The 14,516-nt window shown below is 60.9% G+C and carries 15 protein-coding genes; 6 read left to right on the top strand and 9 right to left on the bottom strand.

Annotation, left to right across the window (positions count from 1 at the left end):
- The first annotated feature begins 678 nt into the window (after nt 1–678).
- Nucleotides 679–2,133: a TrkH family potassium uptake protein gene (locus HU731_RS09425; protein WP_186607923.1), complete on the top strand. Its 1,455-nt coding sequence runs from the start codon at nt 679–681 to the stop codon at nt 2,131–2,133.
- On the opposite strand, the gene HU731_RS09430 is transcribed toward HU731_RS09425, so the two are convergent.
- Complete coding sequence (locus tag HU731_RS09430; RefSeq protein ID WP_186607922.1) at nt 2,090–3,148, bottom strand: AraC family transcriptional regulator; 1,059 nt, start codon at nt 3,146–3,148, stop codon at nt 2,090–2,092. The genes HU731_RS09425 and HU731_RS09430 overlap by 44 nt on opposite strands.
- A gap of 160 nt (nt 3,149–3,308) precedes the next feature.
- On the opposite strand from HU731_RS09430, the gene HU731_RS09435 reads away from it, so the two are divergent.
- The 3 genes from HU731_RS09435 (at nt 3,309) to HU731_RS09445 (ending at nt 5,549) form a co-directional block, all read left to right on the top strand.
- Entirely contained in the window at nt 3,309–3,620 is a 312-nt protein-coding gene (locus HU731_RS09435; RefSeq protein ID WP_003193783.1) for an Mpo1-like protein, read from the top strand.
- Between the two features lie 446 nt (nt 3,621–4,066).
- The gene (locus tag HU731_RS09440) at nt 4,067–4,249 is read left to right on the top strand and encodes a hypothetical protein (protein WP_054918213.1); all 183 of its coding nucleotides are present in this window, start codon (nt 4,067–4,069) and stop codon (nt 4,247–4,249) included.
- Nucleotides 4,250–4,352: 103 nt separating this feature from the next.
- Complete coding sequence (locus HU731_RS09445; RefSeq protein ID WP_186607921.1) at nt 4,353–5,549, top strand: MFS transporter; 1,197 nt, start codon at nt 4,353–4,355, stop codon at nt 5,547–5,549.
- Here the strand turns inward: HU731_RS09445 and arfB are convergent.
- Both arfB and HU731_RS09455 read right to left on the bottom strand, forming a co-directional pair.
- The gene (arfB, locus tag HU731_RS09450; RefSeq protein WP_032895560.1) at nt 5,546–5,959 is read right to left on the bottom strand and encodes an alternative ribosome rescue aminoacyl-tRNA hydrolase ArfB; all 414 of its coding nucleotides are present in this window, start codon (nt 5,957–5,959) and stop codon (nt 5,546–5,548) included. The two genes, HU731_RS09445 and arfB, sit on opposite strands and share 4 nt — an antisense overlap.
- Nucleotides 5,960–6,146: 187 nt before the next feature.
- The gene (locus tag HU731_RS09455; protein WP_032895559.1) at nt 6,147–7,565 is read right to left on the bottom strand and encodes an amino acid permease; all 1,419 of its coding nucleotides are present in this window, start codon (nt 7,563–7,565) and stop codon (nt 6,147–6,149) included.
- A 647-nt stretch (nt 7,566–8,212) separates the two neighbouring features.
- On the opposite strand from HU731_RS09455, the gene HU731_RS09460 reads away from it, so the two are divergent.
- Both HU731_RS09460 and HU731_RS09465 read left to right on the top strand, forming a co-directional pair.
- Nucleotides 8,213–8,350: a hypothetical protein gene (locus HU731_RS09460; protein WP_003175756.1), complete on the top strand. Its 138-nt coding sequence runs from the start codon at nt 8,213–8,215 to the stop codon at nt 8,348–8,350.
- 73 nt (nt 8,351–8,423) lie between these two features.
- Nucleotides 8,424–9,383, top strand: a complete 960-nt coding sequence (locus HU731_RS09465; RefSeq protein ID WP_186607920.1) for a CgnE/CgnB domain-containing protein — start codon at nt 8,424–8,426, stop codon at nt 9,381–9,383.
- A gap of 192 nt (nt 9,384–9,575) precedes the next feature.
- On the opposite strand, the gene rluB is transcribed toward HU731_RS09465, so the two are convergent.
- The 6 genes from rluB to HU731_RS09495 all read right to left on the bottom strand — a co-directional run bounded on the left by rluB (nt 9,576) and on the right by HU731_RS09495 (nt 14,502).
- Nucleotides 9,576–10,781 (bottom strand): 23S rRNA pseudouridine(2605) synthase RluB, encoded by a 1,206-nt coding sequence (rluB, locus tag HU731_RS09470; protein ID WP_038451308.1) that lies wholly within the window; start codon nt 10,779–10,781, stop codon nt 9,576–9,578.
- A 144-nt stretch (nt 10,782–10,925) separates the two neighbouring features.
- Nucleotides 10,926–11,117 (bottom strand): DUF1289 domain-containing protein, encoded by a 192-nt coding sequence (locus HU731_RS09475; protein WP_034128540.1) that lies wholly within the window; start codon nt 11,115–11,117, stop codon nt 10,926–10,928.
- Nucleotides 11,118–11,243: 126 nt separating this feature from the next.
- On the bottom strand, nt 11,244–12,164 hold the full coding sequence (gene scpB / locus HU731_RS09480) for an SMC-Scp complex subunit ScpB (RefSeq protein ID WP_186607919.1): 921 nt from the start codon (nt 12,162–12,164) through the stop codon (nt 11,244–11,246).
- A 12-nt stretch (nt 12,165–12,176) separates the two neighbouring features.
- Nucleotides 12,177–12,995 carry a segregation and condensation protein A gene (locus HU731_RS09485; protein ID WP_032895554.1) on the bottom strand — a complete coding sequence of 273 codons (819 nt, stop codon included), beginning with the start codon at nt 12,993–12,995 and terminating at the stop codon, nt 12,177–12,179.
- On the bottom strand, nt 12,996–13,625 hold the full coding sequence (locus HU731_RS09490) for an L-threonylcarbamoyladenylate synthase (protein WP_003193796.1): 630 nt from the start codon (nt 13,623–13,625) through the stop codon (nt 12,996–12,998).
- 13 nt (nt 13,626–13,638) lie between these two features.
- Nucleotides 13,639–14,502, bottom strand: a complete 864-nt coding sequence (locus HU731_RS09495) for a PHP domain-containing protein (protein WP_137203913.1) — start codon at nt 14,500–14,502, stop codon at nt 13,639–13,641.
- Nucleotides 14,503–14,516: the final 14 nt, after the last annotated feature.

Genomic DNA, 14,516 nt, shown 5'->3' on the forward strand with positions numbered 1-14,516 from the left:
ACACCGAGTCGATACCTTCGCAGGCAAGCCAGCTCCCACAGTTGACCGCGCCCGGCCACACACTCCACGATGCGAAGCGAGCCGCTCTTGATCTTGATCTGCTTTTGATCTTAGGCGCCCCGTTAAACCACGCTGGCCGGAATTCGACAGGGATTTGGGGGGTAAACCGGCAGGGATGCCGGTTTAGCCGCCCCGCGCCATGGATGGCGCGTGGCGGCGGCCCCCCAAATCACTGGCGGATTACGGGCACACCGAGCCCAAGCGAGGTGCCGAGTGGTGGGGCAAGAGCCCTTTGGTTACTTTGGGGCTCTTTTCCAAAGTGACCCGCCGTCAGGCGGAACCCCAAGTAGCCGTGACCGCAGCAATGGATATGTACACAATCCAACTGTGTTGACTGTCAGGCCGCCTTCGCGAGCAAGCCCGCTCCCACAGTTTTGACCGCGGCGTGTCAGGTAAATAAGTGTCGGCTGGCAGGCCGCCATCGCAGGCAAGCCAGCTCCCACAGTTGGATCGTGGAAGTGTCAGGGAGATCTGCGCCAGTCACGGGAGCAAACTACCTCGCCACAGGTTCAGCGTCGCCGCGAAGTTGTGTAGACACCAAACCACCGCAGCCCTTGGTTTACAAGACCTGCACCGCAGGTAGAATGGCGCCTCAGCCCAATCACCCGAGCGAACTTCATGGCGTTGCCGACTCTGCGTATCATCGGTTTCATCATCGGCATCTTCCTGATCACCCTTGCGGTCGCCATGGTGATCCCGATGGCGACCCTGGTGATCTTCGAACGCACCAGCGACCTGCCCTCGTTCCTGTGGGCCAGCCTGATTACCTTTATCGCCGGCTTGGCGCTGGTCATCCCTGGCCGCCCAGAGCATGTACACCTGCGCCCCAGGGACATGTACCTGCTCACGGTCAGCAGCTGGGTAGTGGTGTGCATCTTCGCCGCCCTGCCCTTTTTGCTGACCCAGCACATCAGCTACACCGACTCGTTCTTTGAAAGCATGTCCGGCATCACGGCCACGGGCGCCACCGTGTTGAGCGGCCTGGACAGCATGTCGCCAGGCATTTTGATGTGGCGTTCGCTGCTGCACTGGCTCGGCGGTATCGGCTTTATCGGCATGGCGGTGGCGATCCTGCCGCTGCTGCGCATTGGTGGCATGCGCCTGTTCCAGACCGAGTCCTCGGACCGCTCGGAAAAGGTCATGCCTCGCTCGCATATGGTGGCGCGCCTGATCGTGGCGGCGTATGTGGGCATCACCATCTTCGGCAGCCTGGCCTTCTGGTGGGCCGGGATGGGTGTGTTCGATGCGATCAACCATGCCATGTCGGCGATTTCCACCGGTGGGTTTTCCACCTCGGACGAGTCCCTGGCCCACTGGAAGCAACCGGCGGTGCACTGGGTGGCGGTGGTGGTGATGATCCTGGGCAGCTTACCGTTCGCTCTGTACGTGGCCACCTTGCGCGGCAACCGTCGGGCGCTGATCAAGGACCAGCAAGTGCAAGGCTTGCTCGGCCTGTTGCTGGTGACCTGGCTGGTACTCGGCACCTGGTACTGGTGGACCACCAACCTGCATTGGCTTGATGCCTTGCGCCATGTGGCGCTGAACGTGACGTCGGTGGTGACCACCACCGGCTTTGCACTGGGGGATTACAGCCTGTGGGGCAACTTCTCACTGATGCTGTTCTTCTACCTGGGCTTTATCGGCGGCTGCTCGGGCTCCACCGCGGGCGGTATCAAGATCTTCCGTTTCCAGGTGGCCTACATCCTGCTCAAGGCCAACTTGAATCAGTTGATTCATCCGCGCGCGGTGATCAAGCAGAAGTACAACGGCCATCGCCTCGATGAAGAGATCGTGCGCTCAATCCTGACCTTTTCGTTTTTCTTCGCCATCACCATTTGCATGATCGCCCTGGCCCTGTCACTGCTGGGCGTGGACTGGATGACCGCGTTGACCGGCGCCGCCAGTACCGTATCCGGCGTGGGCCCAGGCCTGGGCGAAACCATCGGCCCGGCCGGCAACTTCGCCACGCTGCCGGATGCCGCCAAGTGGATCCTGTCCCTGGGCATGTTGTTGGGGCGCCTGGAGATCATCACCGTGTTTGTGTTGTGCATTCCGGCGTTCTGGCGTCACTGACGGTCGACATTTGCTGCAAGCGCGCCCGGTATTCGCCGGGCGTGGCATCGAACCAGCGGCGAAAGGCGCGGAAAAAATTGCTCGGGTCGGCAAAGCCCAACAGGTAGGCGATTTCCAGCAAGGTCATGCCCGGTTGTGCCAGGTACTGCTCGGCCAGTTCGCGCCGGGTGTCATCGAGCAAGGCCTGGAAGCTGGTGCCCTCCTCCTGCAACCGCCGCTGCAAGGTACGCTGGGACAAGTGCAACGTCTGCGCCACCGCTTCGCGCTTGGGTTCGCCTTGGGGCAGCAGGCGGCATAGCACCTGACGCGCCTTGTGGGTCACGCGGCTTTCGGAAAAACGCGCCAGGTATTCACCGGCAAAGCGATCATGCAACAGCGCCATGGCTTCATTGGCCGTGGGCAGCGGCGCCTCCATGTCGGCCTGCTCGAAAATCAGCGCGTCATAGGGCGCATTGAATTGCAAAGGCGCGTGGAAGGCGTGTTGGTAGGGCGCCAGGTCCGCTGGCTGGTCGCCTTGCAGCAGCACTTTGCGCGGTTGCAGAGTGCGCCCGGTGAGCCAGCCGCACAGGGCGAGGGCGCTCGCCAGCGAGGCTTCGGCGCTTTGGCGGGTGGGCGGCAGATGATCCCCATGCACCGTCAGAATCAACGCATAGCCTTCGGGTAAAAGTCGGAAACTCAAGTCAGCGCTTTCGGCGATGATGCGCTGGTAACGCACCAAGCGCATAAAGCCTTCGGCCAGGGTGTTGCTGGACATCAACGCATAACCGGCAACATGAAACGAGGCAGGCCGCACCACCTTGCCCATGTTCAGGCCAATCGCCGGGTTGCCCGACACCTCCACCGCACGCTGCCACAGGCGGGTCATGGCGTCTTGCGGGAAGCGCGCATCGGGGTCAGTGAGGGACGCATAATCCAGGCCCAACTGCTTGAACAAGGCCCTGCAATCCAGGCCATCCATTTCCAGCGCCTTGACGATGCCCATCGCCCAGCTTGCAGAAGTTGTTCGTTCGCTCATGGCGTCTTCTTATTGAAAGCAGGCTCAAACGGCAGCCAGGAAGCCAAGGATACTAAAGTGGCATCTATTGTCACTGGCTGTTAGCACTGTTCACTCTAGACTCAAATAAGCTCCCCGCCGCGCACCCGTTGGCGGCACAACAACCAGAGGGCCGGTGACCGTGGAAAACATCAAGAAATTCAACAGTTTTGCCGAGTTCTACCCGTACTACCTGGCCGAGCATGGCAACAGCACCTGTCGACGCCTGCACTTTATCGGCACCACCCTGGTGATCGGCATTCTCGCCTATGCCATCGGCAGAGGCTCATTGGTTCTGCTGCTGGCCTTGCCGCTCGCGGGCTACAGCTTTGCCTGGATTGGCCACTTCTTCTTCGAAAAGAACCGCCCTGCCACCTTTCAACACCCGTTCTACAGCTTACTGGGGGATTTTGTGATGTACCGCGACATGATCCTGGGCAAGGTGCCGTTCTAAATCCCTTGTAGGAGCGAGCTCGCTCGCGAAGCTCGCACAGACACCGCTGGCTACCTGACGCACTGCGTTATCGTTGACGCTTTTCGCGAGCAAGCCCGCTCCTACAGTCTTTTAGGAGAAAAATGGGCGAGACAGTCGAGATAAAAGTCTTTTTGTCATTTACGGTGCTGTATCCTGCCAAGGCTTTTTGAGAGCGCGGAATCACCTGCGATTGAAAAAACAGACCTTGCGAGGAGCGACCACGATGCACGAGATACCTAATCTCCCCTTCCCAAGCCTGCACCCAACTGAGCAGCCAACACCGCAGCAGGCCAGCGACAAGCAGCCTGAGGCCAAAGAAGCAAAACCAGTCGAGCGCGAAAGCCGGGACTGACGCCGTACCAGACCGTGTGGAAAGCGCGCCTTTGAGCGCTTTCCACACTGCCTGAATCATCGAGACCTTCCCTATGACCACCTCCCCTTCCGACACGCCGGACGCCGCTGTACTCGACGCTGCCTTGCAGATGGTCGAGGTCTGGAACCGCCTCAGCGCCGACAAACAAGCGGCACTGCTCAAGCGCTTTGGCACTCAGGAAAACGCCCTGGCGGCCCTGGTGACCACCCAATTGCTGGCCCCCGCCCAAGCTTGATCGGCTTTCGATCCGACGTTTTACATTTTTGCCGCCCTGCCCGGCCTGAGCGCCGGTATCATTAGCAGCCTATCTTTACCTGCTGCGACAGTGGATCTCTCCCATGCCAGATACCCAGCGCCCCAAGGCGGTCACGCTGCAAGTCGTTTCCATCGTGCTGTTTACCTTTATCGGCTACCTGAATATCGGCATCCCCCTGGCCGTATTGCCCGGTTATGTGCATAGCCAACTGGGCTATGGCGCCGTTATCGCCGGGCTGGTGATCAGCGTGCAATACCTGGCTACCTTGCTGAGCCGCCCCTATGCCGGCAAGATCATCGACAACCTGGGCAGCAAGCGCGCCGTGCTGATCGGCCTGGTGGGCTGCGGTTTGAGCGGCGTATTCATGTTGCTGGCGGCGTGGTTTTCCAGCCTGCCGGCCTTCAGCCTCGGCTGCCTGCTGATCGGTCGACTGGTGTTGGGCAGCGCCGAAAGCCTGGTGGGTTCGGGCGCGATTGGCTGGGGCATTGGCCGCGTCGGCGCGGCGAACACGGCCAAGGTTATTTCCTGGAACGGCATCGCCAGCTACGGCGCGCTGGCGGTCGGTGCGCCGTTGGGGGTGCTTCTGGTCAGCCAGTTGGGGCTGTGGAGCATGGGCGTCAGCATCATTCTATTGGCCGTGCTGGGCGTGCTGTTGGCCTGGAAAAAACAAGCCGCGCCGATTGTGCCCGGCATCCGGTTGCCGTTCATGAATGTGCTGGGCCGTGTGCTGCCCCATGGTTGCGCGCTGGCGCTGGGCTCCATCGGCTTTGGCACCATCGCCACCTTTATCACGCTGTATTACAGCACCCAGCACTGGGATAACGCGGTGTGGGCCTTGAGCCTGTTCGGTGCCAGTTTTATCGGCGCGCGTTTGCTGTTTGGCAATTTGATCAACCGCATTGGCGGTTTTCGCGTCGCCATCGCCTGCCTGTCGGTGGAAGTGCTGGGCCTGCTGTTGCTGTGGCTGGCGCCGGATGCCCAGCTGGCGTTGGCGGGTGCGGCGTTGAGCGGTTTCGGCTTTTCCCTGGTGTTCCCGGCGTTGGGGGTAGAGGCGGTCAACCTGGTGCCGGCTTCCAGCCGCGGCTCGGCGGTGGGCGCCTATTCACTGTTTATCGACTTGTCTTTGGGCATCACCGGGCCACTGGCGGGCGCCGTGGCGGCAGGTTTTGGCTTTGCCTCGATCTTCCTGTTCGCCGCCCTTGCCGCTTTCGCCGGTTTGCTGCTGAGCATCTACCTGTACCGCCAGGCGCCCAAGGCCCGCGAAACACGCGATGCCTAGAAGTCGACCTTGCCGCGCCCGGCCTTGATGCTGCCACGCTTGGTCTTGGATTCCAGGCGTCGCTTCTTCGAGCCCAGGGTAGGCTTGGTCGGACGGCGTTTTTTCTCGACCTTGGTGGCGCTCTGGATCAACTCCACCAGGCGCTCCAGCGCATCGGCGCGGTTCTGCTCTTGGGTGCGATATTGCTGGGCCTTGAGCACCAGCACGCCTTCGCTGGTGATCCGGCTGTCACGCAGCGCCAGCAGGCGCTCCTTGTAGAACTCTGGCAACGACGAGGCCGGAATATCAAACCGCAGGTGCACCGCACTCGACACTTTATTGACGTTCTGCCCACCCGCACCCTGGGCACGAATGGCGGTCAGCTCGATCTCGGCATCGGGCAAGTGTACGTTGTTGGAAATCACCAGCATGGAAAACGCGAGCCTTGGTAGGAAAGCTTAGAGATACGCCCCTCAAGCCGAGCGCGGTCAAAAATGTGGGAGCGGGCTTGTGTGGGAGTCGGGCTTGCCCGCGATGCAGGCACCGAGGTGTAACAGGTACACCGCGGTGATGCTATCGCAGGCAAGCCAGCTCCCACATTTAGCGCAGTATACGGCCTTACTTCGCCGTCAAGGCTTGGACTGCGACGGACTGCTGCGCCCGCCTGTTCTTGACCCAGTAACAAACGCCCATGAACGCCACCCACACCGGGATCGCGTACACCGAGCGGTCAATGCCTGGGATCATCAACATGGTGCCCAGGATAAACACCACGAACGCCACACAGATGATGTTGCCATACGGGTACCACAGCGCCTTGAACAGCGGCACCTGGCCGGTGCGGTTCATGTGCTGGCGGAACTTGAAGTGGGAGAAGCTGATCATCGCCCAGTTGATCACCAACGTGGCCACCACCAGCGACATCAGCAGTTCCAGCGCGTCATGGGGCATCAGGTAGTTCATCAGCACCGCCACCAGGGTGATCGCCGCCGAGGCCAGGATCGAACGCACCGGCACGCCGCGCTTGTCGATCTTCGCCAGGGCCTTGGGCGCGTCGCCCTGCTCAGCCATGCCCAAGAGCATGCGGCTGTTGCAGTAGGTACCGCTGTTGTACACCGACAGCGCGGCCGTCAGCACCACGAAGTTGAGGATATGCGCGGCGGTGTTACTGCCCAGCATCGAGAACACCTGCACGAACGGGCTACCGCTGTAGGCATCACCGGAAGCGTTGAGGGTGGCCAGCAGGCTGTCCCACGGGGTGAGCGACAGCAAAACCACCAGCGCACCGATGTAGAAAATCAGGATGCGATAGATCACCTGATTGATCGCCTTGGGGATCACGGTACGTGGCTGGTCGGCTTCGGCAGCGGTAAAGCCGAGCATTTCCAGGCCACCGAAGGAGAACATGATGATCGCCATGGCCATCACCAAGCCGCCGACGCCATGGGGGAAGAAACCACCATGCTCCCACAGGTTGCTGACCGAGGCTTGCGGGCCGCCGCTGCCGCTGACCAGCAGGTAGCTGCCCAGGGCAATCATGCCGACGATCGCCACCACCTTGATGATGGCGAACCAGAACTCGGCCTCACCGAAGACTTTGACGTTGGCCAGGTTGATCGCGTTGATCAGCACGAAGAACGCCGCCGCCGAGACCCAGGTCGGGATCTCGGGCCACCAGTAGTGCACGTACTTGCCGACGGCCGTCAGCTCCGACATGCCCACCAGAATGTACAGAATCCAGCAGTTCCAGCCCGACAGGAAGCCGGCGAAACCGCCCCAGTACTTGTGGGCAAAGTGGCTGAAGGAGCCGGCGACCGGCTCCTCGACGATCATTTCGCCAAGCTGGCGCATGATCATGAAGGCGATAAAGCCGCAGATGGCATAGCCCAGGATCATCGACGGGCCGGCGGATTTGAGCACCCCGGCCGAGCCCAGGAACAGGCCGGTGCCGATGGCGCCACCGAGGGCGATCAACTGGATATGCCGGTTTTTCAGGCCGCGTTTCAGCTCGCCTGAAGAAGAATGGGGTCCACTCATGAAAAGGGTCTCACGCAAGGTTTGAAGAGGTGAATGCAGGTTGCTGCCTTGAATTACCGACTCAAGCAGCGCCGCTCAAACCCCAGCGCAGGCACCAGGAGTACAGCGTCTTTCTAATGGTCATGCGTCACCTGTTTGTTTTTATCTGTGACGAAATCGAACCCGTCCGGCTCGTGGCCAGGCGGAGTGATCAGGGGAATCAAACCCTGAGGTCTAGGCCTTTTGCGTGGGTACGCAAGGGGGGTCACAGTAAAACGCGGCGCATTGTACACCGCTCGACAGCTTCGGCACGCACCGCGAATGTGCATAGGCGATTCTGTCAGCTAATGCTTACATCAGTGCGACGTCCAACAAAGCCGGGGCAGTTGCGTAAACCTGTCGTTACACCCCGGAAAATCTGCGTTACAACCAGACTTTGGCAGCCCTCAACGGAATTCTGTCGGTAGGCAACGTCTGAAGAATCGCTTCAGCCAATTCACTGTTTTGCCTGGATAAAAAAATCCGCCAAAAAACAGAAGAAAAAATCCAAATGAAACCGTGTCAATAAATTTTTTGCATTTCGAAACACTCTCTTCTAGGTTCTTTGCACTTGCCCGCGAAGCCCGTGGGTGAGCCGTTCTCAATCAACGTCCTCTAGGAGATACACCATGCAAGCACTGGAAAACGACCTGGAAACCGAACTGCAACTCGACGATTGGTTTGAAGCGCCGACCCATGAGGCCGCCGTTGAAATGATGCAAGCCGATGCCGTTGTGCCTTTTGGCACCGCGATGTGGCCTTTCTAATACCCGGCAGGCATCCGGCAGGCGCTGTGCACGGCGCCTGCCCCCTTACCCAAGGCACAGAAGGACACCCGTCATGGACAAGGCCCGCGCCGTCGAACACTTTCTCTACTACCTTGCGCACCACCCGGCCCTCAACGGCCTGAACCGCCCCACCGTGTTGCTGGGCCATACCGAGCGCTATGACGCCATCGCCCAGGCGATCACCCACGGCAGCGCCGCCCGCTTCAACTTCCAACTGCAACGCCTGGACCTGGCGCCCAGTGACACCCTGGCCCAAGCCATTCAAACCTGTGACCTGTACCTGTTTCTCTACGATTCCTCCACGCTGCCCAACCCCCGCGCCGAAGGCCCGGACTTTATCCGCGCCCTGCAAGGCGTGATGGCCGAGCACTGGAAAAAATCCCTGCTGTTCAAGGATTACGGCGACTATTTCTACGACACCTTCAGCGTCGAGCCCCAACGCATCGCCGACCTCAACGCCACGCTGATCCGGCGCATGGCCCAGGCCAACGTGCTGAGCTTTACCGATAAACACGGTTCACGCCTGGAAGCGCCGATGAGCAGCATCAAGAAGTGGACCAATATCAACGGCGTCGGCAACCATGACCTGGCCCCCGGCGAAATCGCCACTCACAGCGAAGCCATCAACGGCCAGGTACGGTTTGTCGGCACCTTCCTCAGCACCATCCCCTTTGCACGCAAATACGGCGTGCTGCAATCACCGCTGGAGTTATGGATCGAAAACTCCACCGTTTGCAGCGTGGCCAGTGATGTGCCGGGGCTGGCGGATGATTTCAACAAGTACCTGAATGCCAACCCGTCCAACCGTCGCGTAGAGGAATTGGGGATTGGTACCAATGAAGGGGTCAAGGACCTGTATGCGCGCAATGCCGGGTTTGAAGAGCGCCATTGCGGGTTGCACCTGGGCTTGGGTGGCGGGCAGAAAGGCAGTCATCACCTGGACCTGATCTTCGCCAGTGGAGTGTTGGCGCTGGATGACAAGCCGGTGTTTGATGGCGCCTTTGCCTTTTAAAAGACCGTCAGACGTGTAGAGATCCCTGTGGGAGCCGGGCTTGCCCGCGATAGCGGTGGGTCAGTTAGCATAAAGGTGACTGACCCACCGCTATCGCAGGCAAGCCAGCTCCCACAGTGGGTTGCATTTCAAATTCAAGTTGAAAAAAAACGCCAACCCTAGGGTTGGCGTTTTTGTGCAGCGCTTAACGCATCACTGCGGCTTCTTGCGACCGAAGCCAGGACGCTGGCCGGAACCGGCCGGTGCGCCACGGCGCTTGCCCGACGGCTCGTCCGCGACCAGTTTCGGCCCAGGGCGCTTGTTCGCCGCTGGCTTGGCTGGACGCTTGGTGCTGGCGTTATCGGCCGGGCGATCCTCACCACGGTTGCTGCGACCACCCGCCGGGGCAGGACGTGGCGTACGTGGCGCACGCTCACCTTCCTGACGCGATGGCGCGGTAGGGCGGCGCTCGCCTTCAATGTGCGGCTGACGCGAGATACGACCGCCGGTGGCCGGTGCATCCAGCGCAGGGCGCAGGGTGCGGGCAACACGTTCGGTACGTGGCACCGGGCGCGACGATTTACGCTGCATACGCTCAAGCTTGTCTTTGCTCTTGGCGTTCATCTGAGGCATGGCAACCGGCGTCAGGCCCACTTCGGCACTGAGGATATCGACTTCGTACTGGCTCATTTCGCGCCAGCGGCCCATCGGCAGGTCGGAGTTCAGGAACACAGGGCCAAAACGCACGCGCTTGAGGCGGCTGACCACCAGGCCCTGGGACTCCCACAGGCGACGCACTTCACGGTTACGGCCTTCCATCACCACGCAGTGGTACCAGTGGTTGAAACCTTCTCCACCTGGCGCCTGCTTGATGTCGGTGAACTTGGCCGGGCCGTCTTCGAGCACCACGCCCGCCTTGAGGCGTTCGATCATCTCGTCATCGACTTCACCACGCACACGCACGGCGTATTCGCGGTCCATCTCGTAGGACGGGTGCATCAGGCGGTTGGCCAACTCACCGTCAGTGGTGAACATCAGCAAGCCGGTGGTGTTGATGTCCAGGCGGCCGATGTTGATCCAGCGGCCTTCTTTAGGCTTGGGCATCTTGTCGAACACGGTCGGACGGCCTTCCGGGTCGTCACGGGTGCAGATCTCGCCGTCGGGCTTGTTGTACATGATCACGCGGCGCACCGATTCGGCGGCCTCTTCACGCTTGATGACCTTGCCATCAATGGTGATTGCATCGTGCAGGTCGACGCGCTGGCCGAGGGTGGCCTCGACGCCGTTGACCTTGATGCGCTTCTGGGTGATCCAGGCTTCGACGTCGCGGCGCGAGCCCACGCCGATACGCGCCAGCACCTTTTGCAGTTTTTCGCCTGCTGGGCCGATTTCCTGGTCTTTCTGGTCTTGGTCATTCATCGTAAGCACCTCCCGGTGGGTCGATTCAGGCGTGGCCTGAGGGGTATTGAAAGCGGGGCCTTGGCCGAATAGCTCGCCAAGGGGTCGCGAATCATACGCGCATGGCGCGTGTTGCGCATCACAGACTAGTCGATAACGCCCAGCTCATTTGCTTTTCCGCCGACCGGTGGCCCCCAGGGCCAGCAATCGCAGCTCGGCTTCGGCCAATACTGTGCGTTTGTCAGCTTTATCGAGTTTCTTCCAGGCACGGATTTCACGCTTGCTGCGGCCACAGCCGACGCAGATGTCGTCGTTGAATTTGCAGATGCTGATGCACGGGTCTTTCATAGCACTCATGGTCGATCCTCTGTGGGAGCTGGCTTGCCTGCGATGGCATCACCTCCTTGCATCTGAAACACCGAGGTGTCTGCATCGCAGGCAAGCCAGCTCCCACATGGGTTGCGCGGTGAACGTCAGAGCCGGTCAGTCTTCGAGTTGGCGACGTTCGTTTTCGATGGCCTCGGCCAGCGCCCGAGCTTCGTCTTCTTCGTCGCTCAAAGGCGGCTGTTCAAGAGCAGCAACAGCGGCCAGGAGTTTTTCCCGAGCCTCGGCCACGCCGAGAATATCTTCCTCGGTTTGGACCTCAGGCTCGGATTCAACGTTCACCTGGGTTTGCGGCTGCTCCGCACCATCACGCAGCAAATCGTCGAAGTCGGTCTTGATGCCCTGCTCCATGTCGTCCAGCTCCAGCAACAGCGTATGGAAACTGGTCTCGTCCTTGGGTTCCAAGGGCTCGGCGCTGGCGTCGGCCAGCTCCTGCAGGCTTTGCGGCACCGGCGCGTCGTCGAAGTCGAGCACCGGCTCGGCTTCCATTTCCCGCAGCTCGGCCAGGGGTGGCAGGTCGTCGAGGTTTTTCAGGTTGAAGTGATCGAGGAACACCTTGGTGGTGGCGAACATCGCCGGTTTGCCCGGCACATCGCGGTAGCCAACAATGCGGATCCACTCGCGTTCCAGCAGGGTCTTGACGATATTGCTGTTCACGGCCACGCCACGCACGTCTTCGATCTCGCCACGGGTGATGGGCTGGCGATAGGCGATCAGCGCCATGGTCTCCAGCATCGCCCGGGAGTAGCGCTGCGGGCGCTCTTCCCACAACCGCCCGACCCACGGCGAAAACTTCTCACGGATCTGCAGGCGGTAACCCGACGCCACTTCGCGCAGTTCAAAGGCACGGCCCTCGCAGGACTTGCGCAGGATCTCCAGGGCTTTCTTGAAGACCGGCGGCTCCGGGCGTTCGGCTTCTTCAAAAAGCTCGAACAGGCGCTCCAAAGATTGCGGTTTACCCGAGGCCAGGAGAAAGGCCTCCAGCAAAGGGGCCAGTTCGCGGGGTTCAGTCAGATTCATCGATTCAGCTCGTTATTCGGCTCGCGCCCGCACGTGGATAGCCGCAAAAGGCTCATTCTGCACCAGCTCGACCAAGGACTCCTTGACCAGCTCAAGGATCGCCATAAAGGTCACCACCACGCCCAAGCGCCCTTCTTCGGCGGTGAACAACTCGACAAAGGGCACAAACCCTCCGCCCTTGAGGCGCTCCAGCACATCGCTCATGCGTTCGCGGGTGGACAGCGCTTCACGGCTGACCTGGTGGCTTTCAAACATATCGCCACGGCGCAGTACTTCGGCCATGGACATCAGCAATTCTTCCAGGCTCACGTCCGGCAGCAATTTGCGCGCGCGCGCCTCGGGGGCGTCGAGCTTGGGCACCACCACATCACGGCCCACACGACTCAGGCCGTCGATGCCTTCGGCGGCAGCCTTGAAGCGTTCGTACTCCTGCAGGCGGCGGATCAGCTCGGCGCGCGGGTCGTCCTCTTCGGCTTCCACCGTCTCCGAGCGCGGCAACAGCATGCGCGACTTGATCTCGGCGAGCATGGCCGCCATCACCAGGTACTCGGCGGCCAGTTCCAGGCGCACCGACTGCATCAGCTCCACATAGCCCATGTACTGGCGGGTGATTTCTGCCACCGGAATGTCGAGGATGTTGATGTTCTGCTTGCGGATCAGGTACAGCAGCAAGTCCAGCGGGCCTTCGAAGGCTTCAAGGAACACCTCCAGAGCGTCCGGCGGGATATACAGGTCCAGGGGCATTTCCATGACCGCCTGGCCGTACACCATGGCAAACGGCAGTTCCTGCTGGGCGCCGGCCTGGGGATCAGCGGTTTGCACGGCCGACATTCAGGCCTCGACCATGAACGGAGCCGGGTCGCCACAACCCACACGTACCACTTCTGGCTCGCCGTCGGCCAGGTTGATCACCGTGGAGGCCTTATTGCCGCCATAGCCGCCGTCGATGATCAGGTCGACGTGTTTTTCCAGCAATCGGCGCATTTCGTAAGGGTCGTACAACGGCTCGGTTTCACCGGGCAAGATCAACGACACGCTCATCAGCGGTTCGCCCAGCTCGGCCAGCAGTGCCAGGGCGATCGGGTGTTCCGGCACGCGCAGGCCGATGGTGCGTTTCTTGGGGTGCAGCAACAGGCGCGGGACTTCGCGAGTGGCGTTGAGAATGAAGGTGTAAGGCCCCGGCGTGTGGGCCTTGAGCAGACGGAAGGTGCCGGTGTCGACCTTCGCAAACAGACCAAGCTGGGACAAGTCGCTGCAGATCAGCGCAAAGTTGTGCTTGTCGTCCAGCTGGCGCAGGCGTCTTACCCGCTCGACCGCGCCCTTGTCGCCGATCTGGCAGCCAATGGCGTATGAAGAATCCGTCGGATAGATGACTACACCACCGGCCCGGATGATCTCCACGGCCTGCTTGATCAGGCGCGCCTGAGGGTTTTCCGGATGAATCTGGAAGAATTGGCTCACGTGCTCTACCTGTTCAGACGGTGGCAATAATGGGGTCATGCTTGAATCGCCCCCACAACAGCGGCAGATCTTCCGGGACCTGGCGATACTCGCCAATCTCGGACCAGCCGCCTGGGCCATGAAAATCACTGCCGGCACTGACCAGCAGACCAAATTCGCGGGCAAGGATCGCCAGGCTGCCGACCTGTTCGGCGGGTTGATGCCCGTTGACCACTTCGATGGCGTGGCCACCCGCTCCAATATAGTCGCTGATCAGCTTGCGGCGCTTGCTGCGGGTGAAATCGTAATGCCAGGGATGCGCCAGGCTCACCCAGGCCCCGGAGTCCCGCAGGGTCTGGACGGTGTCTTCCAGGGTCGGCCAATGCAGCTTCACGTCGCCCAACTTGCCGGCGCCCAGCCATTTGCGAAAGGCCTCGGCGCGATCCTTCACATAGCCTTCACGCACCATCCAGTCGGCAAAGTGCGGACGGGCCGGTGCGTTGCCGCTGTCACCCAGCTCTTGCTGGATAGCCCGGGCGCCGTCTAGGGCACCCGGCATGCCTTTAAGGCTGAGCTTGCGGCTTATTTCTTCGGACCGCAGCCAGCGGCCATCGTGCAATTGGGCAATCGCCGCCACCAAGGGTGGGGCCTTTTGATCAAAACCGTAGCCCAGCACATGGATGGTGGCGCCGCCCCAGGTGCAGGACAACTCCACGCCATTGACCAGCTGCATGCCCAGGGACTGCGCGGCCTGGCGGGCTTCATCGAGGCCTTCGAGGGTGTCGTGGTCGGTCAATGCCAGGACTCGCACGCCTTTTTCAAACGCACGCGCAACCAGTACCGCGGGCGCCAGGGCGCCGTCGGAGGCCGTGCTGTGGCAGTGCAAATCAACATTCACGGGAGTGTGTAACC

The organism is Pseudomonas salmasensis (assembly GCF_014268375.2).
Lineage (GTDB): Bacteria > Pseudomonadota > Gammaproteobacteria > Pseudomonadales > Pseudomonadaceae > Aquipseudomonas > Aquipseudomonas salmasensis.

Bases quoted from the DNA above. Each gene is read 5' to 3' on its own strand.
- HU731_RS09425 (WP_186607923.1), top strand. From the start codon at position 679: ATGGCGTTGCCGACTCTGCGTATCATCGGTTTCATCATCGGCATCTTC.
- HU731_RS09430 (WP_186607922.1), bottom strand. From the start codon at position 3,148: ATGAGCGAACGAACAACTTCTGCAAGCTGGGCGATGGGCATCGTCAAG.
- HU731_RS09440 (WP_054918213.1), top strand. From the start codon at position 4,067: ATGACCACCTCCCCTTCCGACACGCCGGACGCCGCTGTACTCGACGCT.
- HU731_RS09445 (WP_186607921.1), top strand. From the start codon at position 4,353: ATGCCAGATACCCAGCGCCCCAAGGCGGTCACGCTGCAAGTCGTTTCC.
- arfB (WP_032895560.1), bottom strand. From the start codon at position 5,959: ATGCTGGTGATTTCCAACAACGTACACTTGCCCGATGCCGAGATCGAG.
- HU731_RS09455 (WP_032895559.1), bottom strand. From the start codon at position 7,565: ATGAGTGGACCCCATTCTTCTTCAGGCGAGCTGAAACGCGGCCTGAAA.
- HU731_RS09460 (WP_003175756.1), top strand. From the start codon at position 8,213: ATGCAAGCACTGGAAAACGACCTGGAAACCGAACTGCAACTCGACGAT.
- HU731_RS09465 (WP_186607920.1), top strand. From the start codon at position 8,424: ATGGACAAGGCCCGCGCCGTCGAACACTTTCTCTACTACCTTGCGCAC.
- rluB (WP_038451308.1), bottom strand. From the start codon at position 10,781: ATGAATGACCAAGACCAGAAAGACCAGGAAATCGGCCCAGCAGGCGAA.
- HU731_RS09475 (WP_034128540.1), bottom strand. From the start codon at position 11,117: ATGAGTGCTATGAAAGACCCGTGCATCAGCATCTGCAAATTCAACGAC.
- scpB (WP_186607919.1), bottom strand. From the start codon at position 12,164: ATGAATCTGACTGAACCCCGCGAACTGGCCCCTTTGCTGGAGGCCTTT.
- HU731_RS09485 (WP_032895554.1), bottom strand. From the start codon at position 12,995: ATGTCGGCCGTGCAAACCGCTGATCCCCAGGCCGGCGCCCAGCAGGAA.